Annotated in this window: 14 protein-coding genes; all 14 read right to left on the reverse strand. The window is 46.2% G+C overall.

Annotated elements, in window-relative coordinates:
- Positions 1-11 precede the first annotated feature (11 nt).
- The gene (locus Q0R17_RS08740; protein WP_293934115.1) at positions 12-506 is read right to left on the reverse strand and encodes an OmpH family outer membrane protein; all 495 of its coding nucleotides are present in this window, start codon (positions 504-506) and stop codon (positions 12-14) included.
- A 16-nt stretch (positions 507-522) separates the two neighbouring features.
- A complete protein-coding gene (gene bamA / locus Q0R17_RS08745; protein ID WP_293934118.1) occupies positions 523-2,790 on the reverse strand; it encodes an outer membrane protein assembly factor BamA in 2,268 nt (755 codons plus the stop codon).
- A gap of 158 nt (positions 2,791-2,948) precedes the next feature.
- Positions 2,949-4,298, reverse strand: coding sequence for an RIP metalloprotease RseP (gene rseP, locus Q0R17_RS08750; RefSeq protein ID WP_293934122.1), 1,350 nt, complete (start codon positions 4,296-4,298; stop codon positions 2,949-2,951).
- On the reverse strand, positions 4,292-5,503 hold the full coding sequence (gene ispC / locus Q0R17_RS08755) for a 1-deoxy-D-xylulose-5-phosphate reductoisomerase (RefSeq protein ID WP_293934125.1): 1,212 nt from the start codon (positions 5,501-5,503) through the stop codon (positions 4,292-4,294). Before ispC ends, rseP begins: the two co-directional genes overlap by 7 nt.
- 292 nt (positions 5,504-5,795) lie before the next feature.
- Complete coding sequence (locus Q0R17_RS08760) at positions 5,796-6,623, reverse strand: phosphatidate cytidylyltransferase (protein ID WP_293934127.1); 828 nt, start codon at positions 6,621-6,623, stop codon at positions 5,796-5,798.
- A complete protein-coding gene (uppS, locus tag Q0R17_RS08765; protein ID WP_293934241.1) occupies positions 6,617-7,369 on the reverse strand; it encodes a polyprenyl diphosphate synthase in 753 nt (250 codons plus the stop codon). Before uppS ends, Q0R17_RS08760 begins: the two co-directional genes overlap by 7 nt.
- A gap of 61 nt (positions 7,370-7,430) precedes the next feature.
- Positions 7,431-7,988, reverse strand: a complete 558-nt coding sequence (gene frr / locus Q0R17_RS08770; protein WP_374759862.1) for a ribosome recycling factor — start codon at positions 7,986-7,988, stop codon at positions 7,431-7,433.
- A gap of 166 nt (positions 7,989-8,154) precedes the next feature.
- Entirely contained in the window at positions 8,155-8,874 is a 720-nt protein-coding gene (gene pyrH / locus Q0R17_RS08775; RefSeq protein ID WP_125972516.1) for a UMP kinase, read from the reverse strand.
- A gap of 134 nt (positions 8,875-9,008) precedes the next feature.
- The gene (gene tsf, locus Q0R17_RS08780) at positions 9,009-9,884 is read right to left on the reverse strand and encodes a translation elongation factor Ts (protein WP_293934130.1); all 876 of its coding nucleotides are present in this window, start codon (positions 9,882-9,884) and stop codon (positions 9,009-9,011) included.
- 152 nt (positions 9,885-10,036) lie between these two features.
- Positions 10,037-10,759: a 30S ribosomal protein S2 gene (gene rpsB / locus Q0R17_RS08785; protein ID WP_293934131.1), complete on the reverse strand. Its 723-nt coding sequence runs from the start codon at positions 10,757-10,759 to the stop codon at positions 10,037-10,039.
- Positions 10,760-11,139: 380 nt separating this feature from the next.
- Positions 11,140-13,281: a type I secretion system permease/ATPase gene (locus Q0R17_RS08790; protein ID WP_293934133.1), complete on the reverse strand. Its 2,142-nt coding sequence runs from the start codon at positions 13,279-13,281 to the stop codon at positions 11,140-11,142.
- A 65-nt stretch (positions 13,282-13,346) separates the two neighbouring features.
- A complete protein-coding gene (locus Q0R17_RS08795; RefSeq protein WP_293934135.1) occupies positions 13,347-23,147 on the reverse strand; it encodes a calcium-binding protein in 9,801 nt (3,266 codons plus the stop codon).
- The gene (locus tag Q0R17_RS08800; protein WP_293934137.1) at positions 23,147-23,713 is read right to left on the reverse strand and encodes a hypothetical protein; all 567 of its coding nucleotides are present in this window, start codon (positions 23,711-23,713) and stop codon (positions 23,147-23,149) included. The genes Q0R17_RS08795 and Q0R17_RS08800 overlap by 1 nt, the downstream gene beginning before the upstream one ends.
- A gap of 38 nt (positions 23,714-23,751) precedes the next feature.
- Positions 23,752-25,158: an HlyD family type I secretion periplasmic adaptor subunit gene (locus tag Q0R17_RS08805; protein WP_293934139.1), complete on the reverse strand. Its 1,407-nt coding sequence runs from the start codon at positions 25,156-25,158 to the stop codon at positions 23,752-23,754.
- Positions 25,159-25,466 lie beyond the last annotated feature (308 nt).

Here is a 25,466-nt window from a genome sequence, read left to right on the forward strand (position 1 = left end):
GCGCCATGCGTTTATTTATCCGCCAAAAGCTTTATCACCTTATCGGTGATATCAATTTTAGGATTAAACCAAGCCGCATCTTGTACGATTAAATCGTACTTTTCGTTTTTAGCAATTTGTTCAATTGCAGTTCTTACGCGCTCTTGTAAACCTGAATACTCTTCATTACGACGGGTATTCATGTCCTCATTCAGCTCACGCATCATGCGCTGATAATCTTGATTCATTTTGATCAGCTCACGCTCTTTTACGCGCCGATCAACTTCTGCAATCGCACCTTTGTCCATCAATTGTTGCAATGCCTTGCCTTGAGTTGCAAGTCTTTGCACCTCATTTTTTCGGGCGTCGAACTCTTTGTCTAGTTTTTTCCCAGCCCTTAAGCCTGGCGCTGATTCCCGCAAAATACGATCTGGTTCAACAAAGCCAATTCTCACTTCTGCAGCAAACGTACTGGACACGAATGCCAAACCCACTCCAAACAATAACGCACGTGGCCATTTCAACATATGTAGACACTCCTAATCAGAATACTTGACCCAGTTGGAACTGTAATCCGCGCTCAACGCGATCATTTGGTTGAGCATTAAATGGTGCTGCCCAGCTTAATTTGATCGGCCCGACTGGGGAGACCCAAGTGAATGCAACCCCTGCTGAATAACGCATTTCTTCAAGACGTGGGCGGCTACCTGCACCCCATACCGCGCCTGAATCAGCAAACACGCTTAAACGGGTTGAGCGATCATTTTTTAAGCCTGGAATAGGGAAGAAGAATTCAAAGTTATTAATAACACGCTTATCCCCCCCCATCCCATCGCCACGGCTATCAACAGGACCAACTGAGCCAGAACGGAAACCGCGAATTGAGCCTACGCCACCAGCATAAAAATTCTTATAAAATGGGTACAGGCTATCACCATAAGAATGCCCATAGCCGCCTTCTACATTCCACATCAAGCTCATTTCTTTACCAAATGGGATAAAGTACTGGCTCCTGGTTGAAAGCTTGTAGTAATCAACATCAGAGAATGGCGCGGTTACCTCACCATTCAAGCTCAGCAACCAACCGGAAGTTGGATAAGAGCCGCTATTACGCGTATCTCGACCCCAATTTACCGACACTGGGAAGGTTTTATTTCTTGCGCCCTGCGTATTTACAAAATCAAGCACGTGCTTCGGCGCGCTTGCATCGGCTTGAATTGCTAAGCTTTCAAAGCCCAAACCAAAGCCAACGCGATTGGTTTCAGTCAGTGGCAAGCTAAAGTTAGTGTTCAGCCCATAAGATGAGGTGGTGTACTGACCCAAATCTACGCGAGAAGGATCGGTATCACGGCGATAAATATTCCAGCCCACAGCCACACCATCGGGAGTGGCGTAAGGATTAGTCACCGACAGCGAGTAAACTTTATTCGATGAGCTGGAGTTAATTTCAGCTGCAAATTGCTTACCACTACCCAAGAAATTGTTTTGCGATAGCGACAAGACCAAAACAACGCCTTCACTCTGGCCGTAACCTGCACCGATATTAAAGTTGCCCGATTTTTTTTCAGTCACGGACACATTCATATCCACTTGATCTGCCGTATCCGGCACCAAGGGGGTATCCACTACCACTTCACCGAAATAATCCAATTGCTCAAGGCGCTGTTTTGAGCGCTTAATTTTAGAGCCATCGTAAGCCGCAGATTCTAATTGGCGCAATTCACGGCGCACAACCACATCGCGGGTCTGCGAGTTGCCACTCACATTAATCCGTCGCACATAGGTTTTTTTGCCCGGATCAACATAAAAAGTAAATGCAACTTTATTGTTTTTTTGATCAATTTCAGGGACTGCATTCACATTGGCAAAGGCATAGCCCACATTACCCAAAGCATCTGTGATTGCCGCCGTAGATTGATTAAGACTTTCGCGCGAGAAAGTTTCACCTGCATTTAAGGTGATCAATTTCTTTAAGACTTCAGGGTCAAGCACCGTATCGCCCAGCACTTTAACGTTACTCACTTCATACTGCTTACCTTCAGTGATATTCAGAGTCAGGAAAATACCTTCCCTATCTTCTGAAATAGCCACTTGGGTGGATTCCACATTAAATTCAATATAACCACGATCCATATACCAAGAACGGAGGCGTTCTAGATCGGCAGATAGTTTTTGTTTGGAATATTGGTCAGCCTTGGTGTACCAAGTCATCCAACCGCCCGTAGTTTGCGTCAACATGTCAAGCAAATCGCCCTCTGAAAAGGCTTTGTTGCCAACAATATTAATTTGCTGAATACGTGCGACTTCGCCCTCAGAGATATCTAGCTGCACACCAACACGGTTGCGCTCTAATTTAGTGACTTCTGTTTTAACCACTACAGAGTAGCGGCCACGCGAATAGTATTGTTGTTTGATTTCTTGAACAGCCGCGTCTAAAACGCTCTGATCAAAAATACGCCCTTCAGCAAAATTTTGGCTTTTAAGCGCTGTTTTGATCTGGTCTTTTTCCAGCATTTTGGAGCCATTGACATTGATCTGGGCAATGGTTGGACGCTCATCCACAGTAACAATTAAAACTTGGCCATTTGCTTCAACCCGCACATCATTAAAAAAGCCCGTGGCAAACAAAGCTTTGATCGCTTCTTGGGCGCGATCGTCATCGAAGCGATCCCCGACCTTTACTGGTAGGTAATTGAAAATCGTCCCCGCATCAGTGCGCTGCAAGCCCTCAACGCGGATATCGCGAATCACGAATGGCTCAACCGCCCAACTAGGAAAGGCAACACCGGCAAGCGCCGCTGCTAACAACAAGTTTATCGATTTTAATTTCATTATTCTGAAGAGTCACTAATGAGTTAGCAGGCATGCCACAAGCTCAGCCCACACGACGTTAAAAAAATTAAAAACCCGATTTACAATTGTAAAACTTGGTTTCAATAGGACTTATCACTGCGATTTGCGAGATGCTGTTAGCTGGGAAAAAGTCGATAGATGTCGTTGTAAAGCGCTAGGGACATTAAACCCAGTAATAACGCTATACCGACGCGCTGGCCAAATTCTTCAGCCTGAAGCGGCAAACGCCGCCCCGTCAAAAATTCTACCGTATGATACATCAAATGCCCACCATCAAGCACCGGCAAGGGCAGTAGGTTTAAAACCCCTAAACTGATACTAATAATGCACAGATACTCAAGAAAAGCATTTAATCCCAAACGCGCACTATCTCCTGCGTAAGTTGCGATGGTAATCGGGCCGCTAACTTGCTTAACCGAAACCAAACCAGTGAGCATTTTCCAGAACATCACCAGCGTAAGCCGACTACCCTGCCAGGTTTTATCTACCGCATACTGCAGGCCTTCAAACAGGCCAAATTGGCGCACTATTTTTTGGTTTTTCCACGCGGCCTCATCCGCAAAAGGGGCAAGCCCGAGCTTGCCAACGGCGTGGCCATTTTCAACTACTGCCTGAGGAAAGACTGTTTGTTCAAGCACTTGCCCATTACGCCTCCAGCTCATCACCAGGGCTTGCTTGGGTGATGCCGACACTTTGGACTGCACATCGCCCCATCCTCGTAACGGCACGCCATTAATAGCTAACAGTTCGTCCCCTATCTTAATACCAGCCTGATCTGCGGCACTTTTAGCGATGACTTGAGCAATACGCAAGCTCAAAGGAACTGGGGATATGCCGATGCGTGCCAAGAGCTGCTGATCAATTTCATCCTTACTTAAATGACTTAAATCCAGTGCAATATCACGCGCTGATCCATCAATAGAACGAAGCTGCAAGGGTACTGTTACCGCGTTACCGCTGTGCTCTAACAAGCCTAATTGCAACTCGTCCCAACTAAAAATGGGCGCGCCAGACAAAGAAAGCACTTCGTCACCCTTGGCAAAGCCCGCTTTTTCAGCCATAGATGCAGGGCTAACAAAGCCAATTACCGGCTTTAATGCCTCAACACCAGACAGAGACAGCCCCCAATAGATCAAAATTGCGAGCAAAAAATTAGCCAACGGGCCAGCAATGACAATCGCCATTTTGGCCAAAGGAGGACGACGATTAAACGCCCGATGCAGCTCAGCAGCGGCAATCGGCTCGCCTTCTCGCTCATCCAGCATGCTGACATAGCCACCCAGTGGAAATATGCCAATTTTCCACAGCGTTTCACCACGCTGCCACTGCCAAAGCGTTTTGCCAAAACCAATAGAAAACACCAACACTTTTACACCGCAGCTTTTAGCAACGCGATAATGCCCGTACTCATGCACAGACACCAATAAGCCCATCGCAATCACAAAGGCCAGCAAAGTAATTAGCATGAATGCCCCTGTAGCCAAGCCCGAGCAGCCATCCGCGCCGCTTGATCCGCACCAAGCAAGGCCTCAAGCGATTCGGCTGAGCTAGTCACAACGCACTGCCCCAATACCGATTCAATCAAAACGGGAATATCCGTAAAGCGGAGCGCTTTATTTAAAAAGCCGTCCACAGCCACTTCATTTGCGGCATTTAAAATAGCGGGCGCAGCGCCTCCTACTGCCAAGGCATCAAAAGCCAATTGCAAACAGGGGAAACGAGTGAGATCTGGCGCCTCAAAATCTAGGCGACCAACACTAAAGAAATCGAGCGATGGAACCCCTGCCTCAATGCGCTCTGGATAAGCCAAACCATAGCTAATCGGTGTACGCATATCGGGGTTACCCAATTGCGCTAATACCGAGCCATCCATGTATTCCACCATGGAATGCACCACACTTTGCGGGTGCACAATGACAGCGATATCATTTTTGTCGGGGGCATTGAATAACCAGCGGGCCTCAATCACCTCAAGGCCTTTATTCATCAGCGACGCAGAATCAACAGAAATCTTGCGCCCCATAGACCAATTAGGATGTTTACAGGCTTGCTCAGGGGTTACAAAAGCTAATTCTTGCGCTGCCATAGTGCGAAATGGTCCACCAGAAGCGGTGAGTAAAATGCGTTTCACCCCTACATTTTGCAAGCAATCTGCATATGGATTTTCACGATAGACCTGAGGTAGTACCTGGTAGATGGCATTATGTTCGCTATCAATGGGCAAGAGTTCTGCACCGGATTCGCGCACCGCATTCATAAACAAAGCCCCCGCCAAGACCAAAGTTTCTTTATTGGCTAGCAAAACACGCTTACCTGCCTTGGCTGCATTCAGCGTTGGACGCATACCTGCTGCACCAACGATGGCGGCCATAACGGAATCTACTTCGCTGGCAGTTGAAACATCACTGAGCGCCGCTTCGCCCCATAATACCTCGGTGACCGAGCGACGATCTTTAAGCATGGTGGCGAGCTGCTGGGCAGAAGAAGCATCTAAAACCACGGCATAGCGTGGTTTAAATTGCACACATTGTTGCGCAAGCTTTTCTAGCTGACTAGCCCCCGTTAGAGCAAAAACTTCATAACGCTCTGGATAACGCGCCAGCACATCGAGGGTATTAACCCCGATGCTGCCTGTTGCGCCAAGAATAGTAATGATTTGTTTAGAGGGCATGATGATATGGCCTTGCACTTTATTGGTCGGCTAAAAAACAGACGCCATCTAAGACATAAACATAAGCTGACAAAACTTATTGACTAGGAAGCAATAATTTCCAGCAGACTAAACCGAAATTAAGTGTATCAAACACCTCGCCTCCGATTTTGCATGCTAGAAATAATGATCTAATGAATTAACAATAAGAAATGCTGCTCAGCATAGAGTGAATTCAACACGCCAAAACAATGTCAAATAAATATCGGTCATTCAAATGATTCCCCACAAAAGAAGGGCGCGAAGTTTGAATTTAGAACAAATAGAAAGCAAGGTAGATCGCTGCAGCTACCGGCAAGATGGCCAATAAACTATCAACTCTATCCATTACCCCACCATGGCCCGGCAATAAATTACTACAGTCTTTTATGCCAATTTGCCGCTTAAATAGAGACTCTAATAAATCCCCCATCACGCTCACGGCAGTTAATACAGCAGCAATAAGCAACCAATACACTAAAGACAATGATTCACCATGCGTAAATATTTGCTTAGGTAAGAAATAAACATAAATCATTACGCCAACGGCCCCGCCAAACACCCCTTCCCAGCTTTTTCCTGGGCTGATTTTTGGTGCTAATTTATGCTTACCAAAAGCCTTGCCAGCAAAATAAGCGGCGGAATCTGCCACCCATGCAATGGCCAGTACTGCAAGTAAAGCCCAAGGGCCAGCGCCACGCAGTACGATCATTGCCAAACCAGCGGGCAATAATAAGGCCCAGCCCAATAAAGCATTTAAATTACCCGCAGCAGCCAATGGCCATTTTTTATTTAACCATACAGGATTAATAAACAACCAAAAGCAACTAGAGCCCAACATTAAGCCAAGCAATAGTGAAGGGGAATAAACAAGGCGACAAAGCACAGCAAACAACAAGCCAGTTAATAATGGGTATATTTTAGCGATAAGTCCTTGCATGCCCGACAAGCGCTGCCATTCCCAACTGGCCGTAACCATAATCAGCCCGCAAAATGCAATCCACGCTAAATAACCAATTGATCCTGCTTGAGGCAAATAGAAAATAGCCGCCAACAATAATGGCAGCAGCAATAAGGCAGTAATAACGCGTGTTTTTAACATGGGGACTGAAGTTGTTCGCTAATACGACCAAAGCGGCGTTCACGGCCATGATACCAATCAATAGCGACAGTTAATGCCTGACGATCAAAATCAGGCCATAGCATATCGCTGAAATATAATTCGGTATAGGCTAACTGCCAGAGCAGGAAATTACTAATTCGTTGCTCGCCACCGGTGCGGATAAATAAATCTGGCTCTGGCGCATAGGCCATTGCCAAATAAGGAGATAAATCTTCTTCAGTAAAGGTCGTGGCTAAATCAGGACGATCGGCCAATAAACGATGCGTGGCATGCATCACATCCCATCGCCCGCCATAATCTGCGGCAATGGATAGCGTTAAGCCAGTGTTATCTGCCGTTTTTATTTCTGCAGCGTCAATCAAAGTAATTAATTCAGGACTAAAGTGCTCCCGATTGCCAATGATTTTTAAGCGGATATTATTATCGTGCATGCGGGTGATTTCACCACTTAGCACTTTAAGGAAAAGCCCCATTAAGAATGAAACTTCATCCTGCGGACGTCGCCAGTTTTCATTGCTAAATGCAAATACGGTTAAATAACCTACACCCAAAGCATCACAGGCACGTACGGTTTCACGTAACGCTTCAACGCCACGCTTGTGCCCAAAAATACGCGGCATCATGCGCTTTTTAGCCCAACGACCATTGCCATCCATAATCACAGCAATATGACGCGGGACCGCGGCAATTTCTTGCGGTATTTCTTTTGTTGAACTACTGAATATGGCCACACCCAACCCCCTGCGTTTATTGGCCAATGCAAAAATTGCATTGGCCAATAAATGATTACATCGTCATGAGTTCTTTTTCTTTTTCTGCCAACAAACGATCTATTTCAATAACATAGCGGTCAGTCAGTTTTTGCACCTCATCCGTACCACGACGCTCATCGTCTTCAGAGATGTCTTTGTCTTTAACCAAACGCTTTAATTGCTCGTTAGCATCGCGGCGTACATTGCGAACGGCCACTTTGGCATCATCTGCCTCATTACGCACAATTTTGGTTAAATCTTTACGGCGCTCTTCCGTGAGCGCAGGCATTGGCACGCGAATTACATCACCATTCGTGGATGGGTTTAAACCCAAATCACCATCACGAATCGCCTTTTCAATCTTGGAAATCATGGTTTTTTCCCAAGCTTGAACACCAATCGTGCGCGAATCAATCAATGTCACATTGGCAACCTGATTAATCGCAGTAGGTGAGCCATAGTAATCAACATTAATATGATCCAACAAACCAACGTGCGCACGGCCAGTACGAACCTTTGCTAAATTCACGCGCAAAGCTTCTACCGACTTTTGCATCTTTGTCTCGGTATTATTTTTAATATCTGCAATCATAATGCATCCCTTATTTGCTCAAACGACGAGCATTTACTCGTCTTTTTAACTCATACTATTAATGGTGCAGCAGCTACTTTTAAGCCACTTTGACATAAAAGCTCAAACGTAGATGCCTAACAACCTATTAAACCTAAGCCTAATGGCCGCCACTTACTTAGAAGGCTTAGCAGTGTACCAGCGTACCTTCGTCTTCCCCAAGAACTACGCGCTTTAATGCGCCTGCTTTGAAGATACTAAAGACACTTAAATTCATATTTTGATCACGACACAGCGCAAAGGCGGTAGCGTCCATCACCTTTAGATTGCGGCCAATAGCCTCATCAAAGGTCAGTGTTTGATAACGTACGGCATCTGGGTTTTTCTTTGGATCATCGGTATAAACACCATCCACCTTGGTGGCTTTCAGCACAATATCCGCACCCATTTCCATACCGCGCAAGGCAGCAGCAGTGTCGGTGGTAAAGAATGGGTTACCTGTACCCGCGCCAAAAATGACCACTTTGTTTTCTTCAAGATAGCGAATCGCTTTACCACGAACATAGGGCTCAGCAACTTGTTGGATTGTCAGTGCAGATTGAACACGGCTGACAATACCAGCGCGCTTCATAGCATCTTGCAAGGCCAGCGCATTCATCACCGTTGCCAGCATTCCCATGTAATCAGCAGTAGCGCGATCCATACCTGCAGCGGCAGGCGCTACGCCACGGAAAATATTACCACCACCGATAACGACACCAACTTGAACACCAAGATCTAATACCGCTTTAATTTCACCGACAATACGATCAATTGTAACGCGATTAATACCGTAGCTATCCTCACCCATGAGGGCTTCGCCGGAGAGTTTCAGCAAAATGCGTTTATATTTGGGTGCTTGGCTCATACGAGGATTCCTTATCCATGGAGGGGCGACTTGTGGAAACGCCGCACGTTACCGTGCGGCGCATAATACAACTTATCTTGCAACTTACCCAACCCTGGGCAAGCCAAGCAAGATAAGTGTAATACTTTTAATACTTAAATCTTTGCAGCAGCAGCCACTTCAGCAGCATAATCAACGACTACTTTTTCAATGCCTTCGCCAACTACAAACAGATTAAATGCTTTTACTGTTGCAGAGTTGGTTTTAAGTAATTGTTCGATGGTTACTTTGTCATCCATTACAAATGGCTGGCTCAGCAGAACAACATCTTTCAGGTACTTTTGAACCGTACCTTCAACGATTTTTTCTAGCATGGCTTCTGGCTTGCCTGCTTCTTTAGCACGCTCAGTTGCAACACGACGCTCAGTTTCGATCAACTCAGCAGGTACGCCGCTTGCATCGAGTGACTTAGGCTTAGTTGCCGCAATGTGCATAGCAATTTGCTTGCCCAATTGCTCATCACCACCGATAAGATCCAGCATCACGCCTAACTTATTGCCGTGCAAGTAAACTGCAACTTGACCTTCAGTTTCAAAACGCGCAAAGCGGCGCAATGTCACGTTTTCACCCAATTTAGCCACAGCATCTTTGCGAATTTCTTCAACAGTTTTGCCGCCAACCACTACTTGAGACAAGGCATCCACATCGTTTGGATTTGCATCTGCAACGGCTTGAGCTGCCAGCTTAGCAAAAGCGATAAAGCCTTCGTCTTTAGCCAAGAAGTCTGTTTCACAGTTCACTTCAAGTACCGCGCCGATTTTTTTATCTGCAGAGATAAACGAGGCAATAATACCTTCAGCAGCAGTACGGCCCGCTAATTTGGACGCCTTATTGCCGGATTTGATTCGCATTACTTCTTCAGCTTTTTTGATGTCACCATCAGCTTCAACTAAAGCTTTTTTGCATTCCATCATGCCAAGGCCAGTCAGCTCGCGCAGCTGGGCAACCATCTTCGCGGTAATTTCCGCCATGATTATTTCTCCTGAAACTGAGTAAGAAGTAGCACGGTTTTCTTATTTTTCCCTAGTACATAGGAACGTTTTGAAGAATAAAGCCGAGCTACTTATCTATCATTTACAAAAAAGGGGCTAAACGCCCCTTTTTTGCATATTAACTTTACGAATTACTCTGCAACGGCTGCAGCAGCTGCTTCGACAAGTTCTTGTGCTGATTGGTTTTTACCTTCAAGCACAGCATCAGCCATACCTTGAGCGTACAAACGAATTGCGCGGCTTGAGTCATCGTTACCAGGAATAACGAAATCAATACCTTCTGGGTTGTTGTTGGTATCAACTACACCGATAACTGGGATGCCCAGTTTCTTAGCTTCAACCAAAGTACCCTTCTGGTAGCCCGTGTCGATTACGAAAATCGCGTCTGGCAGACCCTTCATATCCTTGATACCGCCCAGGCTACGATTGAGTTTTTCAACTTCACGGTTCATATCCAGCAATTCTTTCTTACCGTAGCCGCTGTTTTCATTAGCAACGATAACTTGTAGCTCTTCCAGACGTTTGATCGACTGCTTAACTGTTTTGTAGTTAGTCAGCATACCGCCTAACCAGCGGTGATCAACGAAAGGCATGCCGCAACGCGCCGCTTCTTCAGCAACAATTTCACGAGCTTGACGCTTTGTACCTACGAACAGAACAGTCCCTTTGTTTGCAGCGATACGACGAGCGTACTTAACCGCTTCTTCAAACAATGGCAGTGTTTTTTCGAGGTTGATAATATGAATCTTGTTACGTGCGCCAAAAATATATTGACCCATCTTTGGGTGCCAGTAACGAGTTTGGTGACCGAAGTGGACACCGGCTTCAAGCATATCGCGCATGCTAACGGACATAGTAAAACTCCAAGCTAAGGGTTACATCTAGCACTCACACGACACTCAAAATCAATGACTAAGAGCACCCTTAACGGGGTGAGCACCAAAATTATCTACAGGCACCATGCCCACAGAACGCAAGATTATAGCCGCTTCATGACTATTTATTCAAGGCAAAGTCTACGGCCCACGCATAAAACATATTTACACCCCCTATTTCTAGGCGCGCGCTCCGCTAAAATAGAGCGTTTTAATGATGTAATCGCCTCTGCTATTACACACTACAGGCTTAGCCTAGCTTTATTGATTTTGAGTCAAGGCATAGCCCCTAAAGCAACTTTAATTCCTTCATCCCCCAATTTAATCTGGAATAATTACTTAATGATGAAAAGGACACATTACCCCGCCTGCATCGCATGTAAATGAGCGTAATAACCGCCCTCTTTAAGCAGCAGATCTTTATGAGAACCAATCTCTACAATCTGCCCGCGATCCATCGCAACGATTCGGTTTGCATCCCGCACAGATGACAAGCGGTGCGCAATAATCAATACCGTGCGCCCTTGGCATATGTCTTTCATATTATTTTGAATGACGCGCTCAGATTCATAATCTAAGGCGCTGGTGGCTTCATCAAAAATCAGAATCCGCGGATTAGCAATCAGTGCCCGAGCAATGGCAACGCGTTGTTTTTGCCCGCCAGATAAGCCGGTACCGTGCTCCCCCACCATAGTGTCATAGCCTTCGGGCAGCTCGACAATAAAATCATGCGCCCCTGCTAACTTAGCAGAGTGGATGATTCTATCCATGCCAATACCAGGGTCAGACAAGGCAATATTGTCACGAATACTACGGTTGAAGAGCAGATTTTCTTGCAACACCACGCCAATTTGGCGGCGAAGCCATGCCGGATCAGCAAGGCCCAGATCAACACCATCGATCATCACGCGGCCACGCTCTGGCACATAAAGGCGCTGTAATAGCTTAGTTAGCGTACTTTTACCTGAGCCTGAACGCCCGACAATACCAATTACCTCACCCTGATCAACAGTCAAACTGACGCCCCGTAAGATCTCTGGCCCATCGGCCCGATAACGAAAGCCGATCTGATCAAACTCTATCCGGCCCGCAATAGGTGGCAATGCGGCTCGGCTTTGATTAATTTCGGTGCGCGTATTCAGAATATCGCCTAGGCGACTCATCGAAATTCCCACCTGCTGAAAATCCTGCCATAGCTGCGCCAACCGCATCACTGGGCTAGCCACACGCCCTGCCAGCATATTGAAAGCAATCAATTGCCCAACAGACATCCCCCCTTCGATAACGAGCTTGGCCCCTAACCACATGGTGGCAACCGTCACTATTTTTTGAATCAGATTGACGCCTTGGCTACCCAGATTGGCAAGGTTTGATACCTTAAACCCTGCTGCCACATAGGCTGCCAGCTGTATATCCCAGCGCCGAATAACCTGCGGCTCAACCGCCATCGATTTAACGGTTTCGATGCCGCTCACGGTTTCAACTAAGAAAGACTGGTTTTCAGCACCACGGGCAAATTTCTCATCCAAGCGGGCTTTTAACACCGGCGTAATCAATACCGACAAGCCGATATAGCAAGGCAGCGAAACGATGACAATCAGCGTTAACCACCCACTGTAATAAGCCATCACAGCCAAGAAAATCACCGAGAAAAACAGATCCAGCACCGACGTTAATGCCTGTCCCGTCAGAAAATTACGGATGTTTTCTAGCTCCCGCACCCGTGCCACTGAATCGCCAATCCGCCGAGCCTGAAAGTAGGCCAGCGGCAAATTAAGCAAATGCCGAAATAGCCGCGCCCCAAGTTCAACATCAATACGATTGGTGGTATGGCTAAAAACATAGGTACGCAGCGCTGTCATGCCCACTTCAAATATGGAAATCACTAACAGCCCAATGGCAATTACATCCAGCGTTGTTACGCCGTGGTGGACCAACACCTTATCCATCACCACCTGAAAAAATAACGGCGTTGCCAAAGCCAATAACTGTAAGAAAAACGACACCAACAGCACTTCGCCCAGCAATTTACGATATTTCACTACTACAGGAATAAACCAAGAAAAATCAAATTTCGCTAAATCTCCCGCCAAACTGGCACGGGAAGTAAACAGAATCAAACGGCCAGAACTCAATGCCCGCCATTCATCCTGACTACACTGTTGTGGCCTACCTGCGGCAGGATCATGGTAAAGAACTTGCCCTTGATCAAACTTCGCCAGAATCACCCAGCCCCCATCCAGCATCTGCGCCATGGCAGGCAAGGGGGTGCGGTCTAAACGATCGAAACGAGGGTGAACCGCTTTTGCTTTTAAACCCGATTGCTTGGCTGCCCGCAATACATCATCCTCTGCAAACAGGCCGTTTTCTGGGGCGTATTGGTGTTTTAGCTGGTCGGGTTCTATCGCAATTTGGTGAAAGCGGGCCAACATAACGAGGCAGGCAAGAGCGGAATCGAAGGAATTCACCTGTTCCGCAGGGCTTTCTGGAAAATCACTCATACATTCAACTTCTATAAAAAGCCCGACCTCTTGCAAGGCCGGGCCTATTTCACGGATTCAAAACATTAATGCCAGTTAGCGGCCAGCACAGGATTTAATGCGTCCTGCTGTTGCTGACTCAAAGTCATTTGACCTGAGGCTGGAGGGTTAAATGCTGCCATGGCAGAAACCAAAGCATTCACTTGGGTATCCAGCAAGACCTTACCATCTGAGGTTTTAAACTGCTCAACATGGAAAGCATTGCCCTTATACCAATCCTGCATCGTCAGCTTATCGCCACTACCAACAATGCTAACCTCCAGATTATTGCTCACCTTTTTGAACCATAGCTGATTAGTAGCAATACCCGACTGGAATTGCGCAATGTCAGTATTTTTAGCCGTAGCATCATTCTCAATAATGGTATCGCTACCATCACCACGCCCAAAAATATACGTATCGTTGCCCACACCCCCGTTTAAGGTATCGGCCCCAGCACCGCCAAGCAAAGTATCATTGCCCTCCGCACCGGTTAAGACATTGGCCGCAGTATTGCCTGTCAGAATATTATTCAAAACATTGCCTGTGCCGTTAATCGCCGCAGTGCCTGTCAGCGTCAAGTTTTCGAGATTGCTCCCTAAAGTCCAAGCCAAAGAGGCCAGCACGGTGTCGTTCCCTTCATTGGCGTTTTCGGTAGTCACATCGCCGCTTACATCAACCACATAGCGATCATCACCAAGGCCGCCGAGTAATTTATCCGCCCCTGTGCCGCCATCCAGCGTGTCATTACCGGCAGCACCTATCAGCGTATTGGCGGCTGCATTACCAATCAGCACATTCGCTAGCTCGTTACCCGTGCCATTTATTGCGGCGGTGCCAGTTAAGGTTAGGTTTTCCAGATTATTGCCAAGCACCCAGTTTAGGCTACTTTGCACCGTATCAGCCCCTTCACCAGCCAGCTCAGTCACCACATCGCCCGCGTTATCAACGATGTAAGTATCATTACCCGCGCCGCCAAGCAAGGTGTCAGCCCCTGCACCGCCATTGAGCACATCATCACCCGCAAGCCCTGTCAGCGTATCCTTGCCAATATCTCCAACAAGGTTATCGTTACCCGATGTGCCGACCAGTTTCATGCCTGCTGCTGCAACAGCCGCATTGATAGCCGCAGTGGTTAAATACGGAACACCACCACTGGGCTGCACATAATCAATCGCCCAATCCCCACCCAGAAAATGACTAATCACGCGCAGCGTTTGCTGCGCATTACCCCCAACCGTGATCATTAAATCATCGCCTATGCGTGAAAAGCCCAACTGATCCTTGGTGACTGTTCCGCTAAAGAACACCCCATCAAAGCCACCGCCGGTGTTATCAATCACATCCTGTGATTTACCATCAAAGGTGTATTTATCATCACCCGTACCCCCTTCAAGCCGGTCATTACCATCTTCACCACTTAAAGTGTCGTTACCTGCGCCGCCAATCAGCACATCATCGCCGGTATTGGCCACGTTGCCATAACCACCGGCTAGATAATCATCACCATCGCCGCCTTCCAGCCGGTCATTACCTAAGCCACCAAACAACTGATCATTGCCCGCAAAACCACGGAGTAAGTCTTTCCCAGTGCCGCCGCTTAATTGGTTATTAGCCGCATCACCATCAATCACGCGATCAAAACCAGGAGGAATAGGTGTACCCGTATCTGCTAACAACTTTGCAATATCCGCAGCTGAAAGTGCGCTACCGGTTTTAAGCTGCAAATAGGCAATCGCCGCATCGCCACCATTAAAATGATTCAACACCCGCACGCTGCGGCTAGCATCACCCAATACGCCAATTAATAAATCTTTACCTTCTTGCTTAAAGCTCAGCTGATTACGCTCTAATTCAGAGAAGAATAACCAATCAGAACCGCCGCCGGTGTTATCAATTACGTCATTGCCCCAGTTGCCGCTAAACACATATTTATCATCACCAGCGCCTGCAATCAGGCGATCATCACCCTCGCCGCCAATCAACTGATCCTTACCAACGCCGCCCTCTAGCTGATCATTGCCAAGGCCGCCATCCAAATAATCATCGCCCTCATCGCCACGCAGCGTGTCATTGCCTGCCAAGCCAAACAAAGAATCATTACCCGCTACACCGTTGATTAAATCTGCTTGAGCAGTGCCAGATAAATTATCATTGCCACTGGTGCCGTTCAGAGTATTGGCATTACCGCCACCACCGCCCAAGAGCTTGGCAATATCCGCCGCCGACAAAGCATTGCCCGATTTAGGCTGCAAATAGGCAATCGCCGCATCGCCACCATTAAAATGATTCAACACCCGCACGCTGCGGCTAGCATCACCCACCACACCAATCAACAGATCTTTACCCTCTTGTTTAAAACTCAATTGGGCACGTTCTATCTCGGAGAAAAACAACCAATCCACACCGCCGCCAGTATTATCAATAACGTCATTACCCCACTGACCGGTAAAGACGTACTTATCATCCCCCACGCCCGCAGTTAAGCGATCATTACCTTCACCACCACGAAGTTGATCTTTACCAACACCACCTTCTAGCTTATCGTTTCCTGCACCACCGTCTAAATAATCATCGCCTTCGCCGCCTTCCAGTACGTCGTCCCCTGCGTAAGCGAATAATTGATCATTTCCTGCAAAACCACGCATCAACTCGTTAGCAGCGCTACCGATCAATTGATTGGCATCTGCATCACCTTCGACAAGCTCGTCACAACCCAGCAATTCAGCTGATTTAGCAGCCAATATCGCTTTAACAGTTGCTACATCCCAAATCGTGCCATTACCAAATTTAATCTGCTCAACTTGATAACCGGCCTTAGCATCACCACTAAAATAGTTATTGACTGTTAAACTACCAGGCCGATGTTGTCCTTGATATGAATACGATATTACTAATGCATCACCCGTTCGCTTCAGTTGAACTTCTTCAGGAGTAACGGAGTTAGACGCGTCATAATACAGTTGGATGGTATCCACTTTGCCAGTACTTTGATCAAGTGAGTCAATGACATCATTGCCATGATAAAAATCAACAATATAAACATCATTACCTAATCCACCATCAAGTAGATCATCACCCTCATCCCCACGCAAAATGTCGTTACCATCGCCACCATTAAGCGTGTCATTTCCTGTGTCACCATAAAGCACATCATTACCACTCCCACCGAGAAGGAGGTCATTATCATCCCCGCCGTGAAGTTCATCTTGCCCCGCACCACCATCAAGCTTATTGTTCCCTGCTTGCCCCCATAGCTGATCATCGCCTTCTAAACCCGAAAGGCTATCTCCCGAAGTATTACTTTGTAAAATGTCATTGCCAGCGGTGGCAAGCGATGATTTCGCTTTAATTGTTGCCATATCCCAAATGGTGCCATCTGCAAACTGTATCTTTAAGCCCTTATACTGCTCATCATGCAGAAAGCCAGCGGTGAATGAATCACTTCCAATCATCAAACTATCGCTACTACCTTTAATCTGTAACGTCAAGCTATCATCATTTCCACTATTACGTTTCAAAATCAGGTCAGTGCTTGTAATTCCAGCGTCTAGCTTAATTGTATTAACACCAAGGAATTGTGTCCCCTGATACAGACTGTCATAACCAGATCCGCGTCCAAATAAGATGGCATTACTGCCATTCCCACCACTTAAACTGTCATTACCCGTACCACCATCTAAAATATCATCCCCATCGCCACCATCTAAATAATCATTACCCGCACCGCCATCTAAAACGTCATTCCCATCCCCTCCTTCCAAGGTATCCTTACCAATTCCTCCTTCTAAAACATCATCACCTGCATTACTCCTCAATACATCATCACCTGCATTCCCAATTAATATGTCATTACCAGATCCTGTTCTGTAAAAATCATTACCATAACTAAGTACTCTCATTCCGCCACTAGTTCCAGAAGAATAATCAGCCGCATAGCCTAAGGTATTCACTATCTGGCTAGTTAGCATAGTCATATCCCAAATAGTGCCATCAGTAAATCGGATATTTTCTAAACCATATTTAGAAACCAAATTTATTTTAAGACTATCTCCAGGATGACCAACTATGGTGATAAGCAGCGAATCATCATCCCCCACACCATCCACTTTAATATCGGCGGGTAAAATTCCTGCACCAAATATGAGCGTATCAGGGGTACTACCGCGTATATCATCATTTTTATTATGAATTTCATCCTGACCAGATCCAATACCAAATAAATAGGTATTCGCACCATTGCCACCAGCCAGGATATCATTACCCGCCCCGCCATCTAAAAGATCATCACCAGCACCACCATTTAAGATGTCATCGCCATCTTGGCCTAGCAAAGAATCATTACCATCCCCGCCTTCCAGCCTGTCTGCTCCCGCTGCACCGAAAAGCTTATCATCACCCTCCAGCCCTTTGATAACATCATTACCCGCGCCACCCTGTAAAAGATCCGCGCCTTTAGTGCCAACAATATCTGCCGCACCAATAACAAAATCAAAGGTATCTTCATCTGTCAACCCAGAGTCATCGCTCGCAATAATGCGTACACTGGTTACCCCTGAAACCGTTGGAGTGCCACTAAAACTGTGCGTTTGCTCGTTGAAACTTAACCACGACGGCAAAGGGCTACCATCTGCCTGCGTTGCTCTAAACGTCAGCTCATCCCCATCAATATCACGGAATGCTTTTTCTGGCACTTGGTAAACAAACGCCTCCCCAAATACCTGAGCTTGATCAGGCAGAGCAGCAGACAGTACTGGCGCACGATTGCCCACTACATTTAATCGCAACTGGGAAGTCATTGTCTTACCGTAATTATCCATGCCAATTAAATGCAGCATGACCTCCCCCTTATCGCCTTTATCCGGCGTACCACTAAAGGTTCGTGTTGCCGCATCAAAACTGAGCCAAGATGGCAATTCAGTGTGATATTGATACTCAACCCTGTACGTTAAAGAATCACCAACATCACTATCTGAGATAATGTTGTCGGGGATAACATAGCTAAATGCCTTACTGGTATGTGCTTCTGCAATTACGGTGGGAATCGCGAGTGTAGGTGCGTGGTTATTTAATGCTAAATCTGCAACGGATTGAATCATTGCCTGATCCCAAACCACTCCATTTTCAAAAACGACCCGATCAATTTTATTATCAAACACCTGGTCTCCAGTAACCAGATTTTCATCGTAATAACCCACTACATTAACCTTATCTGCTGTGCCCTTAATCTTAAAAATTAAATTATTATCGGCACGATAAGCCGTCACATCCGCAGCCGTAATATTTGCTCCGAAACGAAGCGTATCAATCGCCGTCAATACTTCAGGATGAGCTGTATTGCGCAATAAATCAGTATTTACAATCATATCCTGACCATCACCACGCTCAAACACATAGGTGTCATTGCCTTCAGCACCGCTTAAATAATCATTTCCTTTACCACCCTGTAAAACATTATCGCCTGTATTGCCAAATAAGCCATTAGCCTGTGAATTACCCGTTAAATGAATAGCATCACCACCCGTTGCACGTAGCTGCTCAATCTCATTAACTAATGCATAGCTCACTGAGCTATAAACGACATCAACTCCGTCATCGGCATTTTCACGCACAATATCCAAAACATTATCAACAACATATGAATCATCACCACTGCCACCAATCAAAATATCAGCGCCAGCACCACCATTTAGCAAATCATTACCTGCACCACCATCTAGGGTATTTGCAAGATCATTACCAAACAGTCTGTTATCCAAGGCATTACCGGTGCCATTGGTCGCGGCTCCAGTCAACGTCAGATTGTCGAGGTTAGCACCGAGCGTATAAGAGATACTCGACGTCACTTTATCGATGCTGATTACTTTTGCAGAGGGACTCGCATCCGTGGCAGCTGAAAGTGATGAGGCAATACCGTCATCTAGTTCAACGATTACATCCCCTTCGTTATCCACGACATAAGCATCCTTTCCGGCACCACCGACCATATAATCAGCCCCAGTTCCACCCTCTAAGTAATCGTCACCATCACCGCCATACAAGATGTCATTCCCGCCTCCGCCAACAAGGTCATCATTTCCATCACCACCATCTAGATAGTCATCGCCCTGAAATTCAGCAGCAACATTGAGCAAATCATCATCACCGACTAAGGTGTCATCACCCGCGCCACCATGTAGAACATCATCCCCTCCCCCGCCAACTAACTGGTCTTTGCCATCACCTCCATCGAGATAATCATTACCACTGAACGCCCCTACAACGCCCTCTTCGTCCCCCCAAAGTTTGTCGTCCCCTTGACCACCATACAAAGTATCGTCCTTCCCCCCACCAACGAGCTGGTCGTCACCACTACCACCATCTAAGTAGTCATTACCCCAAATCAAATTATTTGCAGCATGCTTGGAAAAATCGCCCCACAGCATGTCGTCCCCCTGACCACCATACATAGTGTCGTCCTTCCCTCCACCAATAAGCTGGTCGTCACCGCTACCGCCGTCTAAATAGTCATTACCCCAAATCAAGTCACTTTCTTCAGGCTTGCCAACCGCAGCATCATAAAAATCACCGATTAGACTGTCATTTCCAGAGCCGCCATATAGCGTGTCGTTTTTACCACCACCCTGTAAAGAATCATCCCCCTCTCCACCATCCATATAATCGTTACCATGAATAGCCGAACTCACATGAAGTAAATCTGGAGCGGGGAGTTTGTATGTTTCTATTTCCAAATCACTTAAAGATGTATCTCTATCCACATTACCATCACCATACATATGATCATTACCCGTACCACCATAGATCACATCGTCCCCCCCGCCGCCAACAAGCAGGTCATTTCCAGCGCCGCCATCTAGATAATCTGCTCCATGATCTTGGTCTGCCACGATCTGTGTATAAGCAACAAACCAGCGGCGAAGAGAGTGAAATAAGCCATCGCTATAATCGCCATTATTATTTAAATAATGAGCACCATCGCCATAGATACGATCATCGCCATCTCCGCCACTAACTACATCTTGGCCCCCCATCGCATATACTTCATCATTTCCCTTACCACCTAATACGAAATCATTACCATTACTAGTCTGTACATAGTCTTCACCAGCACCTGCATCAACATAATCAGCGTCATTGCTCCCATCATTTAGCAAATCTATGTCGCTCGAGATCCAGTCATTTCCCGCCCCCCCAAAAATGCGATCATTGCCCCGCCCGCCATCAACGTAGTCACCAAGATTACCACCGTGAATTTCATCATTACCTTCTCGCCCATAAAGATTATTGTTATTATTTTCAAGCGCATAAATGATGTCATTACCCCACGTACCTATAACCTCGTGTTTGGTCTTTTCTTGTCTAATAATATCGCTGGCCTCTTTAAAATCTTTCAGCGTAATTCCGAAATTATTACTATTCGCCCCACCATCTTTCCCCGTAAAGCGGGCACTTAATTGCAAGCTCGCATCAGCACTCACGGCCCCTTCCTGGACCAGTGCAAATGAAACCTGTGTTTGACCTTCAGCCAAGGCAATGAGCAGGCCATTAGCAGCGCTTTTTTTATCGCCCAAAATCACTTGGAATTTATCCACAGCACCAGAGAGCGCCAAGGTCAAACTATCGCCCGCTTTAGCGGCCTGATTCAAATAAATGGTAAAAGTACTGCCTGTACCTTCGATAATGGTGGTTTGCAAGCCAGCAAGGCTAGCCGGATCAAAGGCCACGTCTTTAAAGGCACTTTTCCCCACGCCTTCTACAATAGCCAGCTTCATGGCGCTCTCTAACTTAATACCCAAAAAGCCCTCTCCATTTTGGGCTTTAAACAAGTCAAAGTTATCCACGCTAATCGTATCTGTGCCTCTGCTAATCACCAACCTTTTACCAGTGACACTATTCAGGTCATCATAAACAGTCAAATCAGCAACGACACCAGCGCCCAGATCAAAAGCCCAATGATCACGCTGGCCGCTCCCTTTGGCCTCACCTATCAACTTGCCGTCGATATTGATCGCCCCTAAGCCGTCGCTATCCTTAACCATATCAGCGCCAAACTGGCCATTAAATTGATAGGTATCTAAACCTTTACCACCAACCAAAATATCGCGTGCATGATCGTCTTTGCCACCATTCAGTATATCCGCTCCATCATTACCTTCGATGTAGTCGCCTCCCTTGCCGCCATTGAGACTGTCATCGCCAGCGCCACCATACAGTCGATCATTTACATCGGAGCCACTGTATGAATCCGACGTATCACTACCGAAATAAACTCGACGTCGATCTGCATCCCCAGTCGATAACGACCCCATCCGTAGCTCATCATGCGTTGCACTATCCAAAAAGAATAAATCTGGCCCATCCAGCGTCGTTTTAGTTATATCATCCTTATTCCGCTTCATCACCCAGCTCAGCATTGCAGCTCGATCCACCAAATATTCATCACTAAACGTGGCCTTGCCTGCAGCACGGTCGGCAGGCGACATCGCTTTATCTGCCAACCATGCCGATCCTATATTGCCTTGCGCGGCAATTAATTTAGCTTCAATAATAGGGTCGTTAATTTCAAGCGAAAATGGAGCAAGGTAATACAGGCTTAAAAACTCGCCAAATGTTTGCCGGGGATTAGTGGCTTGTGGGTAGCCAAATTTCACCTTTCCTTGTAATTCAGCAAAGATACCGGTGGGTTTTCCCTCCGCATCCAGCTTCATCATTCCGTATAAGTTGTCATATAAAGCGCTTCGCTTAGCATCGCTCCCCCCAGATGAAATCGGTGTATCTGTTTGATTAGCCCCAAACAAAAAATGACGTAAAGCATCAACCACATTCTCAAGCGACTCATCAAATTTATTTGAGCCATATCGTACAAAATCAGATAATGCAGTAGGGCTATATTCTAGACGCGTATCCAGCCGCGCCATCACGGCCATTACTGCCAAACTGTCATTACCATTTGAGCTAGAATGATTTGCTACAGCAGCGAGAGGGTTGAGGCCATTTTCCTGCGCAATTTTAACTTCAAGCCCAGGACATACATTACCAATTTCCGAAACAGGATCCCCATCCGCCACAAGCCGAGTTATTCTGTCACCATTCACATTTTTAAAGCCCAAATCATTAAGCGTGTTATTACCATTCGTAAAGAGCCCTGGCGCATTTAATGTCACCACTTCTTTGGTATTATTCGGAAAAAATCGCGCAAACAAGATGGCTAAATGCCCACCTAAGCTGTGTCCTGTAACATCCACTCTTTCATCCGGTTCAATCACAGATTGACCCGCTGGCTGCCCTGCTTCAACACCTTTGTCGTTACTTATATCTAATTTAAACTTCACATATGCTATTTCTAATGCTGCTGACAATACGAGATTCAACAGATTTAGGCCATTGGAAGCAGCCATTAGGAGAGAATTATCCATAACAAACATTTGCTTTATTTCTTTTTCAGAATAAGCAACTTTCTTCCCGCCCACGGTAGTCAGCCGTTTGAAATAGCGAAACATTTCTACCGCTTGGGTATTGGCAAAACCATTTGGGGCAATGCTTCCAAGGTCTGTCTTCAATATATCCGTACCTACACCAGAAGCGTCCGATTCAGTACCACGAATGGCGAATACTTTGTTGCCGGTTTTGTCTTGAAAAACAGTGGCACTAAAACCATTCCAGGCGACATTCTGGAGTTGATCTATAAATTTATATTGAGTATCAAATTGGTCCGCTTGAACTAAGGTAAAGTTGGCAGCGCCTTTTGTCAGGCCACTTTTCAATTCAGCTTTTTGCAAATCGACACTATAAGCTGCCACCGCGGTGCTAGCTAATTTGCTTAACGTCAAAATTGAGGCTGTAGTCATTATTTTTTCTCCATAGGGAAAATGGTTTTTATAAATTCATCAAGTACATGTATTTCTTCACAGACCACTCCAGAAGGAGCACCTAGAAAAGTTTTTCCACGTTCAAATTGTTCATACTGAAAGTTTGTAGTGCTAGCGATAACTTTATTCTCAGTGATTACATAAATTTCATACCTATCCTTACCAAGCCTTAGCTCATTTGGCATGTTGCGTATAAATTCATTTTTTATCATGTACATTACAGATTTAGACTTATCCACAGGCTCAAGGATATAATCAAGATCTTTAGGCCAAGGGTTAAATTTTGCATACACATCAAACCATATCCCGCTTTTATCCTTATAGCGGACAAAAGCAACACGTTTAAATGCGAATGGCAGCTTATAATCATCTGGGGAATTACCAGCTGCAAGCCAACCTTGATCAGGTAGAATCTCCCCATAAATTCTGATACCTCCTTCCCGACTACAATATTGCTTAAACCGATAGTGCCCTTGAATATTCGGCCAGAACCAAATAATCATCACTCCAAATATCAAACATAATTTAATTAAAAAACCACGCATGACTGTATCCAATTAAATTTTAAATAATTAATAGTTAATCACCTCTCCCGCGCACTTTCTGAAACATGCGCCATTAATGGCGATAGGAAATATTCAATAATTCTGCGCTGCCCCGTTTTAATTTCCACCGTTACCGCCATTCCCGGTGCCAGCTTTAACAATTTACCGTCGATATTCATTTTGTTTTTGTGTAATTTAATCCTTGCCTGATAAATAAGCCCTAATTTTTCATCAGGCACAGCGTCAAAAGAGACGTTCCTCACTAATCCTTCAATTAGGCCGTATTTGGTGTAATTAAAGGTTTCAATTTTGATAGCGGCGGCCTGCCCGGCATTTACAAAGCCGATGTCTTTATTCTCTAGCACCACTTCGGCCTCTATTTGTTCATCACTGGGCACGATCACCATTAAGGCTTGCGCTGGCGTGACCACGCCACCAATCGTGTGGGTGGCAAGCTGCTGCACAATGCCATCGACTGGGGCGGTTAAGCGGGTTTGCTTTTGCATCTGCGTGGATTTCACTACGTCTTGCGTGAGGGAGCGCGCTTGCTCGCTGGCCTGGCTGAGCAAATCGTGCTGGCTGCGCCGAAACTCGGCTTTGATGGTGTTGCGCTGGCTAGCGTTACCACGGATGGCGGCGTCCAGCTCTGCTTGTTTATGCCGTTGGCTGGCCAGCTCTTGCTCGGTTTCGATACGTAGCTGCTGTTTTTCTAGCAGGCCGTGTTGGGATACAAAATTTTTATTGGCTAAGTCTTGGAAGTCTTTTTCACGCTGGCGAATAATCGGCAGGGTTTGTTCGTACTTGGCAATCTGATCCTGCACCCCAGCCCGCTCGGCTTGCTTGCGGGCGGTATCGCTATCTAGCGTGGCTAGTTTTGCTTGCAATTCCTGCCATTGGCTTAAAGCGAGGCGGCTGGCTTCACTTCGCTGTATTTCTGTTCCAGCCGCAACCAGCGGCAACTGCCCGCTGGCTTCTGCATTTAGCAGTGCATTGGCCCGCAGAGCGTTCACCGTGGCATCTTGTAGCAGGGTTTGTTGCTTGGCGTTTTCAGCGCCAGAGAGGGTCGCATCCAGCTCCAGCAGCAGTTGCCCTGCTTTAACATGCTGCCCGTCTTTAACGTAAATCGCTTTGACTACCCCCGCATCTAAGGGCTGCACCACTTTGCTGCGATCAGACACCATCAATTTACCAGGCGCTACTGCCACGATATCGATTTTGCCAAGGCAGGCCCAAAGCAATGCCAGCAAAATAAAGGCGAGTAAAGCCCATAGCGTAATACGGGCGGCGGGGTGAGGCGGAGATTCTTGTAGCTCTAATGTGGCAGGTAAAAAGCTGAGCTCTGTCGGTGTTCTGTGGATGGATTGCAGATTGTGGCGCGTAGCCCAAACTGTAGAAAAAACAAGACGATATCTTGCCAATAACTCTTTAAATGCGAGGCTAAGCATAAGAACTCATATGTAAGTTATTTAGTGCAAGACGTTAGCGCACGAAATGGCAAATAAATAAGCACATGACATTTTTTCAGACAAAAGGATGTCAATCTGTGCAAGTGCACAAGTAAAAATACTTATGACACCTCGTAATAAGCATCCAATCACAAAATGACAATATAAATTACATAATATTTACATCTGGAACCGTTAATAGCAAAACCAAGATAAGCTCAGTCAGGGAGATGAAATAACGCACTTGCCAACTGGACATCAAAAAAACTCAGGCTACTTCTGCTTCAAAAGCACTTTTTCCCTGCATC

Source organism: Iodobacter sp. (genome assembly GCF_025352645.1).
In the GTDB taxonomy this organism is placed as follows: Bacteria; Pseudomonadota; Gammaproteobacteria; order Burkholderiales; family Chitinibacteraceae; genus Iodobacter.

Excerpts from the sequence above, each read along its gene's own strand:
- Q0R17_RS08740 (WP_293934115.1), bottom strand. The coding sequence starts at position 506 with ATGTTGAAATGGCCACGTGCGTTATTGTTTGGAGTGGGTTTGGCATTC.
- rseP (WP_293934122.1), bottom strand. The coding sequence starts at position 4,298 with ATGCTAATTACTTTGCTGGCCTTTGTGATTGCGATGGGCTTATTGGTG.
- ispC (WP_293934125.1), bottom strand. The coding sequence starts at position 5,503 with ATGCCCTCTAAACAAATCATTACTATTCTTGGCGCAACAGGCAGCATC.
- Q0R17_RS08760 (WP_293934127.1), bottom strand. The coding sequence starts at position 6,623 with ATGTTAAAAACACGCGTTATTACTGCCTTATTGCTGCTGCCATTATTG.
- frr (WP_374759862.1), bottom strand. The coding sequence starts at position 7,988 with ATGATTGCAGATATTAAAAATAATACCGAGACAAAGATGCAAAAGTCG.
- pyrH (WP_125972516.1), bottom strand. The coding sequence starts at position 8,874 with ATGAGCCAAGCACCCAAATATAAACGCATTTTGCTGAAACTCTCCGGC.
- tsf (WP_293934130.1), bottom strand. The coding sequence starts at position 9,884 with ATGGCGGAAATTACCGCGAAGATGGTTGCCCAGCTGCGCGAGCTGACT.
- rpsB (WP_293934131.1), bottom strand. The coding sequence starts at position 10,759 with ATGTCCGTTAGCATGCGCGATATGCTTGAAGCCGGTGTCCACTTCGGT.
- Q0R17_RS08790 (WP_293934133.1), bottom strand. The coding sequence starts at position 13,281 with ATGAGTGATTTTCCAGAAAGCCCTGCGGAACAGGTGAATTCCTTCGAT.
- Q0R17_RS08795 (WP_293934135.1), bottom strand. The coding sequence starts at position 23,147 with ATGACTACAGCCTCAATTTTGACGTTAAGCAAATTAGCTAGCACCGCG.
- Q0R17_RS08800 (WP_293934137.1), bottom strand. The coding sequence starts at position 23,713 with ATGCGTGGTTTTTTAATTAAATTATGTTTGATATTTGGAGTGATGATT.
- Q0R17_RS08805 (WP_293934139.1), bottom strand. The coding sequence starts at position 25,158 with ATGCTTAGCCTCGCATTTAAAGAGTTATTGGCAAGATATCGTCTTGTT.